This window comes from Mycobacterium sp. NGS19, from assembly GCF_059813155.1.
On record NZ_JCALEB010000007.1, the window covers coordinates 119,511 to 137,925 of the forward strand.

Genomic DNA, 18,415 nt, shown 5'->3' on the forward strand with positions numbered 1-18,415 from the left:
CGTGCGCACACTGGTGCTCGGCGGAATCCGGTCGGGCAAATCACGATGGGCAGAGGCGGCGATCGCAGAGTCGGTGAGCGCAGAAGAACATGTCTGCTATGTCGCCACCGGGCCCGCTGCCAACTCCGATCCCACATGGTCCGAGCGCGTCGTCAAGCATCGCAGCCGTCGGCCGCGACACTGGGCGACCGTCGAAACGTTCGATGTCGCAACGCTATTGCGCCAGAACCCCACCACTGCAACTCTGGTCGACGACGTCGGCGGCTGGCTGGCGGCCGACCTGGATCGGTCCGACGCTGGCGAATTGCTCTCTGCCATCGAGGCTTTCACCGCGCCACTGGTCGTCGTCAGCCCTGAGGTCGGCCTGACCGTGGTGCCTGCCACCGAATCCGGCCGGCGATTCGCCGACGAGCTGGGATTGCTCAACCAACGCCTCGCCGACGTGTGCGAGCGCGTGGTGCTGGTGATAGCGGGACAGCCGGTGGCGGTGAAATGACCGACTTCACCGACATCGCGGCGCCGGACGCCGAGGTCGCCGCGGCGGCCCGCAAGCGCCAGAATTCGCTGACCAAACCGCCCGGTTCACTCGGCCGGCTCGAGGAACTGTCGGTGTGGGTGGCTGCCTGTCAAGGTCTCTGCCCGCCAAGGCAATTCGAACGCGCTCGGGTCGTGGTGTTCGCCGGCGACCACGGTGTTGCGACGGCCGGGGTGTCGGCGTACCCGCCGGAGGTCACCGCCCAGATGGTGGCGAATATGGCCGCCGGTGGCGCCGCAGTCAACGCGCTCGCCGCAGCCGCCGGCGCCGGCGTGCGGGTGGTCGACATCGCCGTCGATTGCGAAACGCCGCTGAGCCCGCAGGTAGGTGCGCACAAAGTCCGCCGCGGCAGCCGCAACCTGGCGGTCGAGGACCCGCTGACCACTGATGAGGCCCGGGCCGCGATCGAAGCCGGCAGGCGGATCGCCGACGAAGAGGTGGATGCAGGCGCAGACCTGCTCATCGCCGGCGATATGGGCATCGGAAATACCACGCCCGCAACGGCTTTGGTCACAGCGATTACCGACACCGAGCCGGTGGCGGCGGTGGGCCGCGGCACCGGGATCGACGACGCCGCCTGGATGCGCAAGACCACCGCCGTGCGCAACGCGATGTACCGCGCGCGACACCACACTGGCGATCCGGTCGCGCTGTTGACCCACTGCGGCGGTGCGGATCTCGCTGCGATGGCCGGGTTCTATGCGCAGGCCGCGGTGCGGCGCACGCCGGTGCTGCTCGACGGCGTCGTGGTGACCGCCGCCGCGCTGGTGGCTGATCTGCTCGCGCCGGGTGCGCGGCAGTGGTGGCGTGCAGGGCACCGCTCCACCGAACCAGCGCACGCGCTGGCGCTGGCGCGACTCGGACTGCAACCGATCGTCGAATTGGACATGCGACTCGGCGAGGGCACCGGCGCGCTGGTGGCGCTACCGATCCTGCGGGCAGCGGTCGCCACGCTGGCGTCGATGGCGACGTTCGACGAAGCCTCGGTCTCGTCGAACTCGTGATCCGTTCTGTCGCAAGCGCTTTCGGGTTCGCTACCGTGGTGCCGCTGCACGGGACGACGGTGGGGCGTGGCACGCTCACAGCTCTTCCGCTGGTGGGTGTTGCACTCGGCGCATTGGGAGCGGGGGTGCTTTCGGCGGCTGAGTGGGCGTTCGGGCAGCACAGCCCACTGGCGGGTCTGCTGACGGTCGCGGCGCTGTTGGCCGCCACTCGGGGCCTGCATGTCGACGGGCTAGCCGATACCGCCGACGCGCTCGGCTGCTACGGGCCGCCCGAGCGCGCGCTGGCGGTCATGCGCGACGGCTCGGCGGGGCCGTTCGGAGTGGCCGCGGTCGTCGTCATCGTCGTCGCCCAAGGATTGGCGTACGCCGACATCTCGCCTGCCGCGGTGGTGACGGCGGTGACGACCGGGCGGGTCGCCGCGGTGTGGGCGGCTCGGCGCGGCGTACCGGCGGCGCAGGGCAGCGTGCTGGGGCGGCTGGTGGCGGGCACGCAGCCGCTGACGGTGGTCGTGGCCTGGACGCTCGTCGCGGCAGCTGGATCGGCACTGGCCACCCCACGGCTCTGGCAGGGGCCGATTGTCGTGGTGGTGGCGCTGGTCGTCTCTGCGCTGCTGGTGGCGCACTGCGTGCGCAGGTTCGGCGGCGTCACCGGCGACGTGCTCGGTGGGGCGATCGAGTTGACCACCACGCTGACGGCGCTGGGCCTCGCTATCGGTTAATCGAGCCGCGCCATCCAGCCGTGCGTGTCGGAGAACGTGCCGCGCTGGATGCCGGTGAGCGTATCGCGCAGCGCCATCGTCACTTCGCCGGGCTGACCGTCGGCAATAGTGAACTCGCCGTCGCTGTATTTGACATGCGACACCGGCGTGATCACCGCCGCGGTGCCGCACGCGAACACCTCGGTGATCTCCCCCGCCGCGGTCTTCTTCTGCCACTCGTCGACGTCGATCTTGCGCTCTTCGACAGTGAACCCTGCGTCGGTGGCCAATTGCAGCAACGAATCTCGCGTGATGCCCGGCAGCAGCGTGCCGGTGAGTTCGGGGGTCACCAGCCGTGCCGAACCGCCGCTGCCGAATACGAAGAACAGGTTCATGCCGCCCATCTCTTCGACGTAGCGGCGCTCGACGGCGTCCAGCCACACCACCTGGTCGCACCCGTTGGCGGCGGCTTCGGCCTGAGCCAGCAGCGAGGCCGCATAGTTGCCGCCGAACTTCGCCGCACCCGTGCCACCCGGTGCCGCGCGGACGTACTCGGTGGACAACCAGACGCTGACGGGCTTGATACCGCGCGGGAAGTAGGCCCCGGCCGGCGACGCGATCACCATGTAGCGGTACTGCTTGGCGGGCCGCACACCGAGCCCCGGCTCGGTGGCGAAGATGAACGGCCGCAGGTACAGCGACTCTTCCCCGCCGGCCGGCGGCACCCATGCGCCATCGACGGCGATCAGCTGGCGCAGCGACTCGATGAACACCTCGTCGGGCAGCTCCGGAATGGCCAGCCGCCGCGCCGACGACCGCAGCCGGGCGGCATTGGCCTCAGGCCGGAACGAGACGATCGACCCGTCGGCCCAGCGGTAGGCCTTCAGGCCTTCGAACACCTCTTGGGCGTAGTGCAGCACGATCGCCGACGGGTCCAGTTTGATCGGCCCGTACGGCATCACCCGCGCGTTGTGCCAGCCGTCAGCGTCGGTGTAGTCGATCGACACCATGTGATCCGTGTGATGCAGGCCGAACGGCGGATTCGTCATGATCGCGGTCCTCTGCTCGTCGCTCGCCGGATGCGGGTTGCGTTCGACGGTGAACTCGAGGGGGCCGGTTTCCATGCGGCGATTGTACGTCCGGGCGCTACCGGGTTTTGGCGTCGACGAACGGCGGATCGACGACCTCGCACTCTAGCCTGCGGCCGCGAACGTCGACGTCCACGCGTTGTCCGGTTTCGATGCCCGCAGACGTGTCGAGCAACGCCAGCCCGATGCCGAGTTTCAATGTGGGAGAGAATGTTCCGGACGTAGTCACGCCCACGGGAGTGTCACCGGACAGTACGGTCAATTCGGGCCGCAGCACGCCGCGACCGGTCGCGCGCAGCCCTCTCAACAAGCGGCGCGGCCCCGCCTGCCTCTCGGCGAGCAGCGCGTCGCGGCCCCAGAACGCGTCCTTCTGCCAGCCGATCGCCCACCCACAGCGAGCCTGCAGCGGCGAAATCTCAAGTGACAGCTCGTGGCCGTGCAGCGGATAGCCCATCTCGGTGCGCAGCGTGTCGCGTGCTCCCAGACCGGCCGGCTCGCCCCCCGCTGCGCGCACTGCCTCTAACAGCGCGTCGAAAACCGCTGACGCGGCGTCCCAGTGCGGCAGCAACTCGTACCCGTGCTCGCCGGTGTAGCCGGTGCGGCACACCCGCACCGGCACGCCATCGAACCGCGCGTCGACGAATCCCATGTAATCCATGTCGACCGGCAATCCCAACTCGGCGAGCACATCGGCCGACCGGGGACCTTGCACCGCCAGAACGGCATATGATCGGTGCTCGTTCGTCACCGAGATCCCTTCGGGCGCAGCAGCTTTGAGAGCAGCGACCACTGCCGCGGTGTTGGCGGCATTCGGTACCAGGAACAGTTCGTCGTCAGCGACGTAGTAGACGATCAGGTCGTCGATGACGCCACCGGATTCGTTGCAGCACAACGTGTATTGCGCCTTGCCCGGCCGGATGCGGCGGAGGTCGTTGGTGAATGCGGAGTTGACGAACTCCGCGGCCCCGGGTCCGCGCACCGACGCCTTGCCCAGGTGGCTGACGTCGAACAGCCCGACGGCCTGGCGGGTGGCGTTGTGCTCGGTCACCGTTCCGGCGTAGGACACGGGCATCAGCCAACCGCCGAATTCGGCGAACGTGGCGCCCAGTTCGCGATGGCGGTCTTCAAGCGGCCCGTGCTGTATGTCCGTCACGGCCGATACCCTAGACCGGTGGTGGATTTCGACGCGCTCGAAGCCGCCGGAATTGCGAATGCCCGCGACCGCGCCGGTCTGATCAAGTACCTGGAAAGCCTCGGATTCACCACCGAGGAGATGGTCGAGGCCGAGCGCCGCGGCCGGCTGTTCGGCCTGGCCGGCGACGTGCTGCAGTGGTCGGGGCCGCCCGTCTACAGCTTGGGCACGGCTGCCGAGGCGCTGGGTGTGGCCGTCGACGAGGTGGCCCATGCTTGGGCGCTGCTCGGCTTGACGGTGGCCGGTCCCCACCAGCTCACGCTGAGCCAGGCCGACGTCGACGCGCTGGCGGCGTGGTTTCAGATGAAGGCGCTGATGGGCGCGGACGGCGCGCAGGGGCTACTGCGGGTGTTGGGCTCGGCGATGGCGCGGCTCGCGGAGGCCGAGTCGGCGGTGGTCCGCACGGCCAGCCCCGACATTCAGATGGATCACACGCACGACGAGCTCGCCACCGCACAGGCGTACCGCGCGGTCGCAGAATTCATCCCCCGTCTGTCCGCCTTGATCGACGTGGTTCACCGCCATCACCTGACCAGCGCACGAACCTATTTCGAAGGCGTCATTCGTGATCCGACAGCCAACAGCGTGGCGTGCGGCGTCGGGTTCGCAGACCTGTCCGGCTTCACCGCGCTCACCCAGGTGCTGCCGCCGGCTGAGCTGTCGATGTTGTTGACGCAGTTCAACGCCACAGTCAGCGACGTGGTGCATGCCAGCGGCGGCCGGGTGGTGAAGTTCATCGGCGACGAGGTGATGTGGGTCAGCCCGACGCCGCAACGGCTCGCCCAGACCGCGCTTGACCTGGTTCACCACCCCAAGGCGCAGCAGGCAGGCCTGCAGGTGCGCCGGGCTGAGCTACGGCGACATGCTGGCCATCAACGGCGACTACTTCGGCAATGTGGTGAACCTTGCGGCCCGGCTGGTGGCCGCAGCCAAGCCCCGCCAGATCCTCGTCACGCAGGTCCTGCACGAGCAACTGCCGGACGAAGCCACCGTCGCCGTGGATCCGTTGACGCTCAAGAGATTTCACGCCCCGGTTGCAGCGTACGAGCTGCGTCGCGCATTGAGGTAGTGCTGGACCTGACTGGTCGCGGCGATTGCACCCATACCTCGAAGGTTGGTTACACGATGACGAGCATGACCTATCAGCGACGATGTCACCTCCTTCGACGAGCAGTCAGGTGACGCGACGATGAAAATGCGCGTACAGTTTGTCGCCAGCGCTTGCTGAAGGCGCCGCGACAAAGGGGTAGATATGCCCACGCCATTCACCTATGTCGTATCGAGCGTGCTGACACTCGCCGCTACTACCGTTGGATTGGCCAGTTCACCGTCCGCTGCGGCGGAATGCGTCAGCAGCGGCGGCGCCACCATCTGCAGCCAGGGCGACGTTCGCAGCGCCGACGCCCCGGCGCCATCGTCGAGCGGACCGTACTGGCCGTATCCCTGCGAGGACGACTGGCTCTGCGACACCGGCGATTTGTCAGTCATCGTGGATCCGGGACCACCGAACCCGGGATTACCCGACTTCGGGCTGCCCGGCAGACCCGGCAATCGGCCGGGCCGGCCCGGCTAGAAAGCGCCTATGCCGCCGCGCCGGCATGCACTCACTTCATCGTCGCGAGGTTGTGCCACAGGTTCTGAAGGCTGTCGGTGCCGCCGAAGAGCGTGGTGAAATTAGTCGAGTCGACGAGCACGATGTCTCCGGCGCGGTTGCCGCGAGGCGGCATCCAGATCAGTGCATTGAATTCCGTGTTCCCTGCCCTCGTGTATGGATGGGGGCGCAGGCAATCGATTCGCTGGCGGCCCAGCACGCGAACGAAGTCACTTTCGGGGGCCGTGAGCTCGTAGTGCGGTAGATGCGGATGGAAGTTGAGGGTGGACACGTTCTCCAGCAACTTCGGCCCGTCGAGGTCGCGGAACCCGGTCAGCGGTGCGATCTCGTTGGTCCCGTCGACGACGGCCGGACGCAGTCCCCATTTGTTGTGGACCGGTACGTCGAGCGCTTTCATCAACGAGCGCGTGTACTGGCCGAACCGCTGCTGCCGCGGCACCAGCGGGTCGCCGTGATGCTGGTACTCGACTTGGCGTTGTGAAAAGTCATCGGTGAAGCCGACGTCGTGGTGTGGAGCCAGCAGCAGGCAGGTGCCTTCTCGCGTCAGCCACGCTCGGATGGCCTCGATTTCGTCTGCTGCGGCTTCTTGTTCACTGAGGATGTGGTCGAGCCCGAACACCATCAAGGTGTCGGTGTCGGCAAGAATGCGTTCGTCGATCGGCAACTGGTAGCCCGCTTGGTCGATGCGCTGGAACACCGCAACCGCATGACCGGTGGCTTCGCCCGCGAGTTGCTGAAACGCGAGCGTCGAGCGGTGAAAGAGCTCGAGAGTTCCGGCGATGCCCTGCAGGAAGTGCGCGGCCGCGTATTCTTCGGTTTCGTAATTGGGCCACAACACGTTTCGGACCTCGGTCATGGTGGAGAACCGGTTGTACATCTGGCCCGGATCGCGTTGGGCTTCCCACGGGTAACTCCACGTCCAGTAGATGCTGATCCGCCGGCCATCGGTGTGCGGGCGCCGAATGTGGCTCTGGTTGTAGGTTCTCGGCGCGGCAAGTGTGGCCATGGTCATCCTTCGATCAGCCAAGTGTTGCGAGATAGCGCATGGCGTTGATACCCGGCAAGAAGAAATACGCGCCACCGGTCAATGTGGTGAACGCCGGAAGTCCTCTCAGGACCTTGCGGATCGGACGCGTGGGGATCTTGAATTCCATTGTCCCGTCTTGCGTTCCGCAGATCGGATCGTGCTCGTTGCCGAGTTCGTGGAAGGTGCGGTCGTTGATCCACACATTCTGCGCGAACTCGAACTGGCGGACGAGGTCGGCGCAGATGATGAATGCGGCGATGCCGCGGTCCACCCCGTCGTCCGGCGCACCGTCTGCCAGCGCGGGACCGTAGGTGGCCCCTCGGCGAATCATCCTGCGCCGGTTCACGTTGTGCGCGGTGTCGCGTGGATTGAGCCGCCTCGCGTGCGCTCCGAGCGGGCAGGCATAGCCGAACGGGTCCATCTCCTTGTAGTTGAAGTCGTTGTTGCGCATAGGATCCGCGCCGAGGTACGGATCGTCCTTTTCGGGTGCCAGCACCAGCGGGGCACCGCTGCGCCACCTACCCATGAACTTGGCGGCCAGCAGTTCCTGCTCGTCAGCGGTGTCCGCATTGTGCCGCAGATAGTCGCGAAAGAGCCCAACATGTTCCTGCAGTCGCCGGTATGCCGCGTATGTCCCGTTGCGCGACAGCACGTTTGGTTGTGGTTGGTTGGTGGCAGGTCCGACCTCGTCGGGATATCCGAGCAAGAATTCTCCCGGCTTGACCGGTGCACCCGAACCGGGTGTCGGATCTTGGCCGGAGCCCTCGATCACCGGCTGCGAAAGCCGGTCCCGAAAGCCGAAGTGGTCGTGCGCATAGTTGAACGGCGGCGTCGCATTCAAGTCGAGATACGACATCCGGCGCACGCCGTCGCACCGGCTTACCAGGTCGTCATGTGCTTCCGTTGCCCGTGCGTGTTCGGCGTCGTCACGCGCGAACAAGATCGCGATCGCGTGCAGGTCGGCGCCCGCCAGGCCGCCCACCCAGTTGTTCGGATGGTTCCGGCCGGTGTCGCCCAGGATGTCAGCGCGGGCAGCCATACCTTCGCGGAAGGCCTCCGGGAAGGTGGCCAGCGACTCATCCGGCACACCCAGCGCCCGCAGCCCATTCCACGTGAAGCCGAGTGTGACCCAGCGTTTGGTGTTGTCCATCGTCTGCGGCACGGACGCCGCAGATTCCACGACGTCCACTAGTTCCGACAGCCACGCTCGACCGCCGGCTGGACCGTCGAACGACAGGAATTCGTAGCGGCCCGTCATCGAAGGGGTGCGGGTCAGCAGGATGTGCTGGATGTCGTCGAGCTCGATCATCGGCGGCCGTCAGGTCATTGCATCTGGTCGAGCATGTCGGAGAACGCAGCCTTGAGCCGCAACGCCTTCTTGATTTCGTCAGCGGTGACGAACGGGTACTCGCCGTACTCCAGGAAGCTGGGGAAGTGATGCTCCCGGACGAATTGGACGAACGCTGCAGGGTTCTGCTTCCAATCTGCCGGGAAGCCCTCGAGGTTGGTGAAGACGGTCGTGATGCCGGTCTGGCTGAACAACTGCACCGCATCCTCGGTGTACTTGTCGAAGTCGGTGTCGAAGATGCCTTGGTATTGGAAGTGCAAACCCGAGCCCACATCGAACAGCAGCCACTTCAGATAGTGCAGCTTCAGGGGCGCCAGCACATCGGGGGTCGTCTTGACGGCCTCCTCGATCTTCTTGCCGTGAGCCCGTATAGCGTCCTCGCACCCTTCCTTGACCTTGGCGATGATCGAAAAGCCGTAGCATGCCGGAGTGCGCGGAAAGACCGGGCCGTACCGACCACGCTCGAGTTCGAAATAGCCCTCCTTCGGGATGGCCATCGCCGCAGGGTTGGTCCACTCGAATTCTGTGGCAGACATCGTCGCTCCCAGGTCCGTGAGCGGACACTAGCACTCGGTGAGGCATTTAGGGTGGGTTCCTGTGAGCACACAATTCGGGTACCAACCGCCCTCGGTCGCTGTCAGTTCGTCGTTGCCCAAGCGGGGTGTGCCCGGCTCCGTTCTGCTCGTGCCGGTCGCCGGCGTTGACGAGCGTGCGACGGTGCTGGCCACGCATCCGTATGTGGACGCCGACGCGGTCCGCGCAATCGAAGATGCGCTGGCAGCGCTCGGTGCCACTGGCGGCGAAGGGCAGCTCCACCGCGTCGTGGTGCCTGCACTGCCGGTGGCCAGCGTGCTCACCGTCGGCCTGGGGCAGCGTAAAGACGACTGGCCGGCCGACCAGGTGCGCCGCGCCGCCGGAGTCGCCGCCCGATCGCTGGACAAGGCGCAGACCGTGATCACGACGCTGTCGGCGCTGGATCTGGGTGCCGCCGTCGAAGGGCTGATCTTGGGTGCCTACAAGTTCAACGAGTTCCGCAGCGCCAAAACGGCGCCCAAGGAGCCGGGGCTGCGCAAGATCACGGTGCTGACACCGGATACCAAGGCGTCGACCAAGGCCGAAGCCGAGCGCGCCACCGCGATCGCGGCGGCGGTCGCCACCGCCCGCGACTTCGTCAACACCCCGCCCAGTCATCTGTTTCCGGCCGAATTCGCTTCTCGCGCAGAGGCTTTGGCGACAGATGCCGGGTTGGCGGTCGAGGTGCTCGACGAGAAGGTGCTCGCCCGCAAGGGCTACGGCGGAATCATCGGCGTGGGCAAGGGCTCGTCGCGCCCGCCGCGGCTGGTCCGGCTCACGTACCGCGGCGCAAAACGCCGCGGCGGCAAGACCGTCGCACTGATCGGCAAAGGCATCACGTTCGACACGGGGGGCATCTCGATCAAGCCCGCACAGAACATGCACCACATGACCTCCGACATGGGCGGCGCCGCTGCGGTGATCGCCACCACGGTGCTCGCAGCCCGCCAACGGTTGCCGATCGACGTCATCGCCACGGTGCCGATGGCCGAGAACATGCCGTCGGGCGCCGCGCAGCGACCCGGCGACGTGCTGACCCAGTACGGCGGCACCACGGTGGAGGTGCTCAACACCGACGCCGAGGGGCGGCTGATCCTGGCCGACGCGATTGTGCGTGCCTGCGAGGACAACCCCGACTATCTCATCGAGACGTCCACACTGACCGGTGCGCAGACCGTCGCGCTCGGTGCGCGTACCCCAGGCGTGATGGGCAGCGACCAGTTCCGCGACCGGGTGGCCGAACTCAGTCAGCAGGTCGGCGAGAACGGCTGGCCGATGCCGCTGCCCGAAGAACTCAAGGATGACCTCAAGTCCACGGTCGCCGACCTGGCCAACGTCAGCGGATCGCGCTACGCCGGAATGCTGGTCGCGGGAACGTTTTTGCGCGAGTTCGTCGCCGACGGCGTGCAGTGGGCGCATCTGGACATCGCGGGGCCGGCGTACAACACGGGCGCACCGTGGGGTTACACCGGCAAGGGCGGCACTGGTGTGCCGACGCGCACAATGTTCGCAGTCCTCGAGGACATCGCCGCCAACGGCTAACCTTCGCGGCTCAGCGGCTCAGCGGCTCAGCGGCTCAGATGACCTGACCGCGCGCCGTGCTGCGAAGCGCTTGCGGCGCAACGCGGGAGGCGCCGTACAACAGGTAGGCCTCTGGTGTCACTGGACGGATCGGCTTGTTTCTCCGCACCGCCGAGACGATCGCCTTCGCCGCCTTCTCGGGACCGTAATGCCTTGCGGCGAAGAACTTTTCCCACTGTTTGCGCCGGCCGGAGACAATGACATCCTTGCCGGGCGGCGCGTCGAACCGCGCGGTTCCGACGATGTTGGTCTGCACCGGCCCGGGGCACACGGTGGTCAGACCCACTCCGGCGGCGTCGAGTTCGGCGCGTAGGCAGTCGGAGAACATGTACACCGCCGCCTTGCTGGTGCAATAAGCGTTGAGCGACTGCAGCGGAGCGAACGCAGCCGCCGATGCGATGTTCACGATGTGCCCGCCAGTGCCCCGCTCCACCAACCGGCGCGCGAAAGCGCGGCAGCAGTTCACCACGCCGCCGAGATTGATGTCGAGCACGCGATCCCATTGCTCGGCCGGAGTGTCCAGGAATCGGCCGGCCTGACCCACACCGGCGTTGTTCACCACGATGTCGGGCAGCCCGTGGTCGGCGCACACCTCGTCGGCGAACGCTTCGACGGCAGCAGCGTCGGACACATCCACCGTATAAGCGTGCGCGACCCCGCCGTGCGCAGCGATCTGCGCCGCGGTCTCCCGCACAGTGGCTTCGTCGATGTCGCTGATCACCAATTCGGCTCCCAGCCGGGCGAATTCGAGTGCCGTGGCTCGGCCGATCCCGCTGCCTGCGCCGGTGACCGACACGAGTGTGTCGCCGAACTCCTTCCTCGCCCGGCCGACTTCGGCACGTCGCATCGCCCGCGACGGCGGCCGCCCCTCCACGACGTCGACCAGCTCACCGACCGACGCGGCGAGCACCTGCGGATGCGAGAACGGCGACCAGTGACCGGCTTTGACGTCGCGGCGCCACAACCGCGACACCCAGCGTGACTCGTCGTCGTAAGAATGCTTGCGCACGAACTGATCTCGCGCGTTGACGATCAGCTGGACGGGCACGTCGACGTAATGGTCGTACCGCACGTTGGCGATCGCGTGGTAGAAGTTCGCGGGATACACCTTCATCGAATTCGCGGCGTCGCGGACGAATGTGTCAGCGTGGTGCATCCGCGAGCGCGGCGTGCCTTCGGTCACGCTGATCAGCCGGCTGAAATTGCGCTCGGTACAGATGAGTCGCACGACCGCGGGAATCAGGGCGCCGACGGAGAAGGGGATCGGATAGGAGATCCGCACGGCTTGGTCCAGCGCCCACAGGAAGCGCCGAATCCGCCAGGGCCGCCGAAGGTTTCCCAACACGTAAGCCGCGAGGTGGTCGAGACTCGGTCCGGACACCGACGTGAAAGACGCCGCGCGGCTGGGTGCCTCGTCGCGGTACAGGTACTCCCACACCGCGATCGAGCCCCAGTCATGGCCCAGCACGTGCACCGGGCGGTTCGGGCTCACGGCGTCGAGCACGGCGGCGAAGTCGTCGGCGTAGCGGGCCATCGTGTAGTCGGCGATCTTGCGGGGCGACGAGGAGCGGCCCACTCCGCGGTTGTCGTACGTGACCACGCGGAAGCGGTCGGTCAGCAGCGGCACCACCGCGTCCCACAGCACGTGCGAGTCAGGCCAGCCGTGCGCCAGCACCACGGTCGGGCCGTCGGAATTGCCTTGCTCGTAGACGGCGATGTCCACGTCACCGCTGCGGACGAAAGTCATGTGTCGGCATCGTAGGCGCGCCGGCGGGCGGCGCGGCGGCGGGCGTCGTAGTCACGCATCCGCTGTGGATAGCCCACCCGCTGCACGTCGTAGACGGGGATGCTCAACTGCTCGCCCAGCCGGCGGGCGCCCGCCGCACCGCCGACCCGTCGCCGTGTCCATTCCCCGTCGGCCGCCACCAGAACCACGGTCACATCGGTGACGCTGGTTTGTGGTTCGACGTACGCCTCCACCCCGGTGCGGGCGCGCGCCCAGTCGAGCAGGTAGCGATGATCCGCGGCGTCTGTGCCGGAGCCGCGGCGACCCGCGTTGCGAAATCTGTCGAACAATCCCAACGAAACGGCTCCCCTGTCACGTCGTCTTCGATAGTGCCACGTTGTCGGAGGACCCCGAGGGGTTCAGCAGTGGGCGTTGTGGGCAAAGATGATGTGGTAAGCCAGAGGTCGACGCGTCCGACTGAGCTCGAGGAGTCAACAAATATGGCCTTCTCCGTGCAGATGCCAGCACTCGGTGAGAGCGTGACCGAAGGCACCGTGACCCGTTGGCTCAAGCAAGAGGGCGACACGGTCGAACGCGACGAGCCCCTGCTCGAAGTTTCCACCGACAAGGTCGACACCGAGATTCCCTCCCCGGCGTCGGGCGTGCTGAAAAAGATCGTCGCGCAGGAGGACGACACCGTCGAGGTGGGCGGTGAGCTCGCGGTCATCAGCGAGGACGGCGAAGCCGGCGGCGACGAGGGTGGTGACGACGAGGCCGCCGAGAGTGCCGAAGAGGAGAAGCCGGCCGAGGAACCGAGCGCGCAGCCCGAGCCGGCCGCCGAGGAGACGGAGGAGTCCGGGGAAACCAAGCCGGAACGCGAAACCAAGCCGGCGGCGTCGTCGGGGGGCGGTGAAACGACCTCGGTGAAGATGCCCGAACTCGGCGAATCGGTCACCGAGGGCACGGTCACCCGCTGGCTGAAGAAGGTCGGCGACAAAGTCGAGGTTGACGAGCCGCTACTCGAGGTGTCCACCGACAAGGTCGACACCGAAATCCCGTCCCCGGTTTCGGGAACGCTGCTGTCGATCACCGCCGAAGAGGACGACACCGTGGAAGTCGGCGGTGAGCTGGCCAAAATCGGCGAGCCCGGCGCCGACGGCGGCCAGAAGCCAGAAGACAAAACGCCTGAACCCGAAGAGAAGAAACCCGAGCCGAAACCGGAGCCGGAGAAGCAAGCGGAACCCGAACCCGAACCCGAGCTCACGGAAGAACCTGAACCTGAGAAGGAACCCGCGGCGTCGTCAGACGGTGACGGCAAGCCGTACGTCACTCCGCTGGTGCGCAAGCTCGCTGCCGAGCACAACGTCGATCTTGCGAAGGTCAAAGGCACCGGGGTCGGCGGACGGATCCGCAAGCAGGACGTGCTGGCCGCCGCCGAGAAGGCGAAGGAGCCGGCCACCGAAGAGCAGCCCCAGCCGCAACCGCCCAAGGCGCCCGCGGCGGCCGAGCAAAAGCCTGCGCCGGCGTTGGCGCATCTGCGCGGCACCACTCAAAAGGCCAGCCGCATCCGTCAGATCACCGCGAAGAAGACGCGCGAATCTCTGCAAGCCACAGCGCAACTCACGCAGACCCACGAAGTCGACATGACGAAGATCGTGGCGCTGCGGGCACGCGCCAAGAACGAGTTCGCTGAACGCGAGGGCGTCAACCTGACGTTCCTGCCGTTCATCGCGCGAGCGGTGATCGACGCGCTGAAGATCCACCCGAACATCAACGCCAGCTACAACGAGGAAACCAAAGAGATCACCTACTACGACGCCGAGCATCTGGGCATCGCGGTCGACACCGAGCAAGGCCTGCTGTCACCGGTGATCCACAACGCCGGCGACCTGTCGCTGGCCGGCCTGGCCCGCGCGATCGCCGACATCGCCGCGCGTGCCCGCAGCAACGACCTGAAGCCTGACGAGCTGTCCGGCGGCACGTTCACGATCACCAACATCGGCAGCCAGGGCGCCTTGTTCGACACCCCGATCCTGGTCCCGCCGCAGGCCGCGATGCTGGGCACTGGCGCGATCGTCAAGCGGCCGCGGGTGATTGTCGACGAACTCGGCAACGAGTCGATCGGCATTCGCTCGGTGTGCTACCTGCCGCTCACCTACGACCACCGGCTGATCGACGGCGCAGACGCAGGACGGTTCTTGACGACGATCAGACGCCGGCTGGAAGAGGGAGCGTTCGAGGCCGACCTGGGACTCTGACGGGGACGCGAAACCGTGGCCGATGCACTGATAGCGATCGCCGGGTCGTCGGGACTGATTGGGTCGGCACTGGTCACCGCGCTGCGCGCGTCGGACAACCGCGTCGTGCGGATCGTGCGCCGCGCCCCGGCCAACGCCGACGAGCTGCACTGGAATCCCCAGGCCGGCGAGTTCGACCCGGCGGCGCTGCACGGCGTCGACGCAGTGGTGAACCTGTGCGGCGCGGGTGTCGGTGACAAGCGGTGGTCGGGCGCCTACAAGCAGCAACTGCGGGACAGCCGGATCGCGCCCACCGAGGTGATCTCGACCGCGGTCGCCGAGGCTGGCGTGAAGGTGCTGATCAATGCCAGCGCCGTGGGGTATTACGGCAACACCGGCGATCGGGTGGTCGACGAAACCGCCCCTGCCGGAACGGGTTTCCTCGCTCAGCTGTGCCAGGACTGGGAGGCTGCCACCCTGCCCGCACAGCAGGCCGGGGCCCGAGTGGTGCTGGTGCGAACCGGGCTGGTGCTCTCCCCCACCGGCGGCCTGCTCGGCCGGCTGCGTCCGATCTTCTCGCTGGGCCTGGGCGCCCGGCTGGGCAACGGTCGCCAGTACATGCCGTGGATCAGCCTCGAGGACGAGGTGCGGGCGCTGCTGTTCCTGATGTCGCACGAGCTGTCGGGTCCCGTGAACCTCACCGGGCCCGCGCCCGTCACCAACGCCGAGTTCACTGCTGCGCTGGGCCGCGCGGTGAACCGCCCTACTCCGCTGCCCTTGCCAGCGTTTGTGTTGCGGCGGCTGCTAGGCGAGTTCGCCGACGAGGGGCTGCTTGCCGGTCAGCGGGCCATCCCGGCGGCGTTGGAGCGCGCGGGTTTCACGTTCCACCACAACACGATCGGCGAGGCGCTGTCGTACGCGGTGTCGGGTGCCGCTGTGCGCTAGTACCGTCGAGGCATGCGTTCGATCCGGGCCAGTGCCGCACCGATCGAGGTGCGTCAGTTGGGCACCCTCGGCTACGAGCAGGCCTGGCAGCTGCAGCGGGAGCTGGTCACCGCCCGGGCCGACGGCGGACCGGATGTGTTGTTGCTGCTCGAGCATCCGCCGGTATACACCGCCGGAAAACGCACGGCGCCGCACGAACGCCCGCAAGACGGCACGCCCGTCGTCGACACCGACCGCGGGGGCAAGATCACCTGGCACGGGCCCGGCCAGCTGGTGGGCTATCCGATCATCCGGTTGGCCGACCCCATTGATGTGGTGAAATACGTTCGCCGCCTTGAAGATTCGTTGATCGGCGTGTGCACTGAGCTCGGCTTGGCCGCCGGTCGGGTCGACGGCCGGTCCGGAGTTTGGCTGCGGTCTCCGGACCGCAAGGTCGCCGCGATCGGAGTGCGGGTGCAGCGCGCCACCACCATGCACGGCTTCGCGCTGAATTGTGACTGCGACCTGGCGGCGTTCTCGTCGATCGTGCCGTGCGGAATCACCGATGCGGGTGTCACCTCGATCAGTCGGGAACTCGGGCGCCGCGTCGGCGTCGACGACGTACGGTCCCGGGTTGCCGACGCGGTGTGCACCGTCCTGGACGGCCGCCCGGCACTAGCATCGATGCCATGACCGCCCCGCGGAAGCTGCTGCGCCTCGAGGTGCGCAACGCGCAGACACCGATCGAGCGCAAGCCACCGTGGATCAAGACCCGCGCCAAGATGGGCCCGGAATACACCGAGCTGAAGAACTTGGTCCGCCGCGAGGGCTTGCACACAGTGTGTGAGGAAGCCGGCTGCCCCAACATCTACGAGTGCTGGGAAGACCGCGAGGCGACGTTTCTGATCGGCGGCGAGCAGTGCACCCGCCGCTGCGATTTCTGCCAGATCGACACCGGTAAGCCTGCCGAGCTGGACCGCGACGAGCCGCGGCGGGTCGCCGAAAGTGTGGCTGCGATGAGCCTTCGCTATGCCACGGTCACCGGGGTGGCGCGCGACGACCTACCCGACGGCGGCGCTTGGCTCTACGCCGAGACCGTGCGACAGATCAAGCAACTGAACCCCGGCACCGGCGTCGAGTTGCTGATCCCGGACTTCAACGGCGAACGGCAGCTGCTGGCGCAGGTGTTCGACGCACGTCCGGAAGTATTGGCGCACAACGTCGAAACGGTCCCCCGAATCTTCAAGAGCATCCGGCCCGCGTTCCGCTACCAGCGCAGCCTCGACGTGCTGACCGCCGCGCGTGACGACGGGCTCGTCACCAAAAGCAACTTGATTCTCGGCCTGGGTGAGACCACGGATGAGGTCCGCACAGCGCTGGCCGACCTGCGCGACGCCGGCTGCGACATCGTCACGATCACCCAATATCTGCGCCCGTCGGTGCGCCACCACCCGGTGCACCGCTGGGTGCACCCCGACGAGTTCGTCGAGCTCGCCGAGTTCGCGACCGGCCTGGGCTTCGCCGGGGTGCTGGCCGGGCCGCTGGTGCGCTCGTCGTACCGGGCCGGGAGGCTGTATCGGGAGGCGATCACGGGCCGCGCCCGGGCGTAAGCCCGACCCGTATTCTTGGCTGCATGGCCAAGACCCGCGATCCCAACGCCATCAAGGCCGCCAAAGCCGAGGCGAAGGCAGCCCGCAAGGCCGCCGCGAAAGAGCGCCGAGGCCAGCTGTGGCAGGCGTTCCAGATGCAGCGCAAAGAGGACAAGCGGCTACTGCCCTACATGATCGGCGCGTTCGTGCTGATCGTCGGCGTCGCGGTGGCGGCCGGCCTCTACCTCGGCGGCCTCGCCGGGTTGACGCTTATTCCGCTCGGGGTGGTGCTGGGCGCCCTGGTCGCGTTCATCATCTTTGGCCGGCGCGCGCAGAAATCGGTGTACAGCAAGGCCGAGGGACAGACCGGCGCGGCTGCGTGGGCTCTGGAGAACATGCGCGGCAAGTGGCGGGTTACGCCCGGGGTGGCGGCGACGGGCCACTTCGACGCGGTGCACCGAGTGATCGGGCGCCCCGGCGTGATTCTGGTCGCGGAGGGGTCACCCACCCGCGTGAAACCGCTTCTGGCGCAAGAGAAGAAGCGAACGGCCAGGCTGATCGGCGATGTTCCGATCTACGACGTCATCGTCGGCAACGGCGAGGGTCAGGTGCCGCTGGCCAAGCTGGAGCGCCATCTGACGAAGCTGCCGGCCAACATCACGGCCAAGCAGATGGATTCGCTGGAGTCGCGGCTGGTCGCACTAAGCAGCCGTGCGGGCGCGGCGCAGATGCCGAAGGGTCCGCTGCCCAGCCAGGCGAAGATGCGCAACGTACAGCGCACGGTCCGTCGGCGCTGAGTTCTCGCTCGCGGCTGCTACCGCCGCACCACCGCGGTGGCACTAAGCCGGTCTTGCAGCCCGCGGCCGTTCGAGTCGACGAACAACGGCGGCACCACCAACGCGATCAGCAGCCCGCGCACCACTGCGCGGCCGAGCCCTACATGACGTCGGTGGTCGGTGGACACCACCATCAGAGCGAGCGCGAACTGGCCCGGTGTGAAGCTGAAGAGCCGCACGAAGATCACGCCGATGACGAACCAGACGGCGAGCACGGCGGTTGACAACGCGGCCTGCGTCAGCAAGCCCACGGCCAGGGCTAGTGCGGCCAAGCCGTAGGCGATGAGCCAGTCGACCGCCAGCGCCGCGAGCCGGCGACCGAACGAGGCCACCGCGATGCCGCTATCCACCGCCATGCGCCCCACCATAGAGCCCGGCTGTTCCATTGCGTAACGTCGGCGCAACATACGGTTGACTGGCGTGCAACATCGGCTCCCTAGCGTCG

General features: G+C 67.2%; 18 protein-coding genes and 1 pseudogene. 10 read left to right on the forward strand and 9 right to left on the reverse strand.

Annotation, left to right across the window (positions count from 1 at the left end; translation table 11 throughout):
- The first annotated feature begins 1 nt into the window (after position 1).
- From AC5Y4N_RS19635 to AC5Y4N_RS19645, 3 genes are read left to right on the forward strand one after another with little or no spacing between them, the layout of a single operon-like run.
- Positions 2-496: a bifunctional adenosylcobinamide kinase/adenosylcobinamide-phosphate guanylyltransferase gene (locus tag AC5Y4N_RS19635; protein ID WP_499911603.1), complete on the forward strand. Its 495-nt coding sequence runs from the start codon at positions 2-4 to the stop codon at positions 494-496.
- A complete protein-coding gene (gene cobT / locus AC5Y4N_RS19640) occupies positions 493-1,539 on the forward strand; it encodes a nicotinate-nucleotide--dimethylbenzimidazole phosphoribosyltransferase (RefSeq protein WP_499911600.1) in 1,047 nt (348 codons plus the stop codon). Before AC5Y4N_RS19635 ends, cobT begins: the two co-directional genes overlap by 4 nt.
- Positions 1,536-2,258: an adenosylcobinamide-GDP ribazoletransferase gene (locus AC5Y4N_RS19645; protein ID WP_499911598.1), complete on the forward strand. Its 723-nt coding sequence runs from the start codon at positions 1,536-1,538 to the stop codon at positions 2,256-2,258. Before cobT ends, AC5Y4N_RS19645 begins: the two co-directional genes overlap by 4 nt.
- Here the strand turns inward: AC5Y4N_RS19645 and AC5Y4N_RS19650 are convergent.
- Both AC5Y4N_RS19650 and gcvT read right to left on the reverse strand, forming a co-directional pair.
- Positions 2,255-3,361: a branched-chain amino acid aminotransferase gene (locus tag AC5Y4N_RS19650; protein WP_499911596.1), complete on the reverse strand. Its 1,107-nt coding sequence runs from the start codon at positions 3,359-3,361 to the stop codon at positions 2,255-2,257. The genes AC5Y4N_RS19645 and AC5Y4N_RS19650 overlap by 4 nt on opposite strands.
- A gap of 22 nt (positions 3,362-3,383) precedes the next feature.
- On the reverse strand, positions 3,384-4,478 hold the full coding sequence (gene gcvT, locus AC5Y4N_RS19655; protein ID WP_499911594.1) for a glycine cleavage system aminomethyltransferase GcvT: 1,095 nt from the start codon (positions 4,476-4,478) through the stop codon (positions 3,384-3,386).
- On the opposite strand from gcvT, the pseudogene AC5Y4N_RS19660 reads away from it, so the two are divergent.
- Positions 4,440-5,586, forward strand: a pseudogene (locus AC5Y4N_RS19660) (adenylate/guanylate cyclase domain-containing protein). The gene gcvT and the pseudogene AC5Y4N_RS19660 sit on opposite strands and share 39 nt — an antisense overlap.
- Before the next feature lie 200 nt (positions 5,587-5,786).
- Here AC5Y4N_RS19660 and AC5Y4N_RS19665 read toward each other — a convergent pair.
- The 4 genes from AC5Y4N_RS19665 to AC5Y4N_RS19680 form a co-directional block, all read right to left on the reverse strand.
- Positions 5,787-6,005: a hypothetical protein gene (locus AC5Y4N_RS19665; protein ID WP_499911592.1), complete on the reverse strand. Its 219-nt coding sequence runs from the start codon at positions 6,003-6,005 to the stop codon at positions 5,787-5,789.
- A gap of 116 nt (positions 6,006-6,121) precedes the next feature.
- Entirely contained in the window at positions 6,122-7,135 is a 1,014-nt protein-coding gene (locus AC5Y4N_RS19670; RefSeq protein ID WP_499911590.1) for a hypothetical protein, read from the reverse strand.
- Positions 7,136-7,148: 13 nt separating this feature from the next.
- On the reverse strand, positions 7,149-8,465 hold the full coding sequence (locus AC5Y4N_RS19675; protein ID WP_499911588.1) for a Dyp-type peroxidase: 1,317 nt from the start codon (positions 8,463-8,465) through the stop codon (positions 7,149-7,151).
- A gap of 14 nt (positions 8,466-8,479) precedes the next feature.
- Positions 8,480-9,040: a hypothetical protein gene (locus tag AC5Y4N_RS19680; RefSeq protein ID WP_499911584.1), complete on the reverse strand. Its 561-nt coding sequence runs from the start codon at positions 9,038-9,040 to the stop codon at positions 8,480-8,482.
- A gap of 61 nt (positions 9,041-9,101) precedes the next feature.
- On the opposite strand from AC5Y4N_RS19680, the gene AC5Y4N_RS19685 reads away from it, so the two are divergent.
- Positions 9,102-10,619 carry a leucyl aminopeptidase gene (locus AC5Y4N_RS19685; protein WP_499911582.1) on the forward strand — a complete coding sequence of 506 codons (1,518 nt, stop codon included), beginning with the start codon at positions 9,102-9,104 and terminating at the stop codon, positions 10,617-10,619.
- A gap of 34 nt (positions 10,620-10,653) precedes the next feature.
- On the opposite strand, the gene AC5Y4N_RS19690 is transcribed toward AC5Y4N_RS19685, so the two are convergent.
- On the reverse strand, positions 10,654-12,405 hold the full coding sequence (locus AC5Y4N_RS19690; protein WP_499911580.1) for an SDR family oxidoreductase: 1,752 nt from the start codon (positions 12,403-12,405) through the stop codon (positions 10,654-10,656).
- On the reverse strand, positions 12,402-12,740 hold the full coding sequence (locus AC5Y4N_RS19695) for an oxidoreductase (RefSeq protein WP_499911578.1): 339 nt from the start codon (positions 12,738-12,740) through the stop codon (positions 12,402-12,404). The genes AC5Y4N_RS19690 and AC5Y4N_RS19695 overlap by 4 nt, the downstream gene beginning before the upstream one ends.
- A gap of 144 nt (positions 12,741-12,884) precedes the next feature.
- Between AC5Y4N_RS19695 and sucB the strand changes: the two genes are divergently transcribed.
- From sucB to AC5Y4N_RS19720, 5 genes are read left to right on the forward strand one after another with little or no spacing between them, the layout of a single operon-like run.
- Positions 12,885-14,642: a 2-oxoglutarate dehydrogenase, E2 component, dihydrolipoamide succinyltransferase gene (sucB, locus tag AC5Y4N_RS19700; protein WP_499911577.1), complete on the forward strand. Its 1,758-nt coding sequence runs from the start codon at positions 12,885-12,887 to the stop codon at positions 14,640-14,642.
- A gap of 15 nt (positions 14,643-14,657) precedes the next feature.
- Entirely contained in the window at positions 14,658-15,566 is a 909-nt protein-coding gene (locus AC5Y4N_RS19705; protein ID WP_499911575.1) for a TIGR01777 family oxidoreductase, read from the forward strand.
- Positions 15,567-15,578: 12 nt separating this feature from the next.
- Positions 15,579-16,238: a lipoyl(octanoyl) transferase LipB gene (lipB, locus tag AC5Y4N_RS19710; RefSeq protein WP_499911573.1), complete on the forward strand. Its 660-nt coding sequence runs from the start codon at positions 15,579-15,581 to the stop codon at positions 16,236-16,238.
- The gene (gene lipA / locus AC5Y4N_RS19715) at positions 16,226-17,155 is read left to right on the forward strand and encodes a lipoyl synthase (RefSeq protein WP_499911719.1); all 930 of its coding nucleotides are present in this window, start codon (positions 16,226-16,228) and stop codon (positions 17,153-17,155) included. Before lipB ends, lipA begins: the two co-directional genes overlap by 13 nt.
- Before the next feature lie 23 nt (positions 17,156-17,178).
- Positions 17,179-17,931: a DUF4191 domain-containing protein gene (locus tag AC5Y4N_RS19720; RefSeq protein ID WP_499911571.1), complete on the forward strand. Its 753-nt coding sequence runs from the start codon at positions 17,179-17,181 to the stop codon at positions 17,929-17,931.
- A 17-nt stretch (positions 17,932-17,948) separates the two neighbouring features.
- Here AC5Y4N_RS19720 and AC5Y4N_RS19725 read toward each other — a convergent pair whose 3' ends face one another.
- A complete protein-coding gene (locus tag AC5Y4N_RS19725) occupies positions 17,949-18,356 on the reverse strand; it encodes an RDD family protein (protein WP_499911569.1) in 408 nt (135 codons plus the stop codon).
- Positions 18,357-18,415 lie beyond the last annotated feature (59 nt).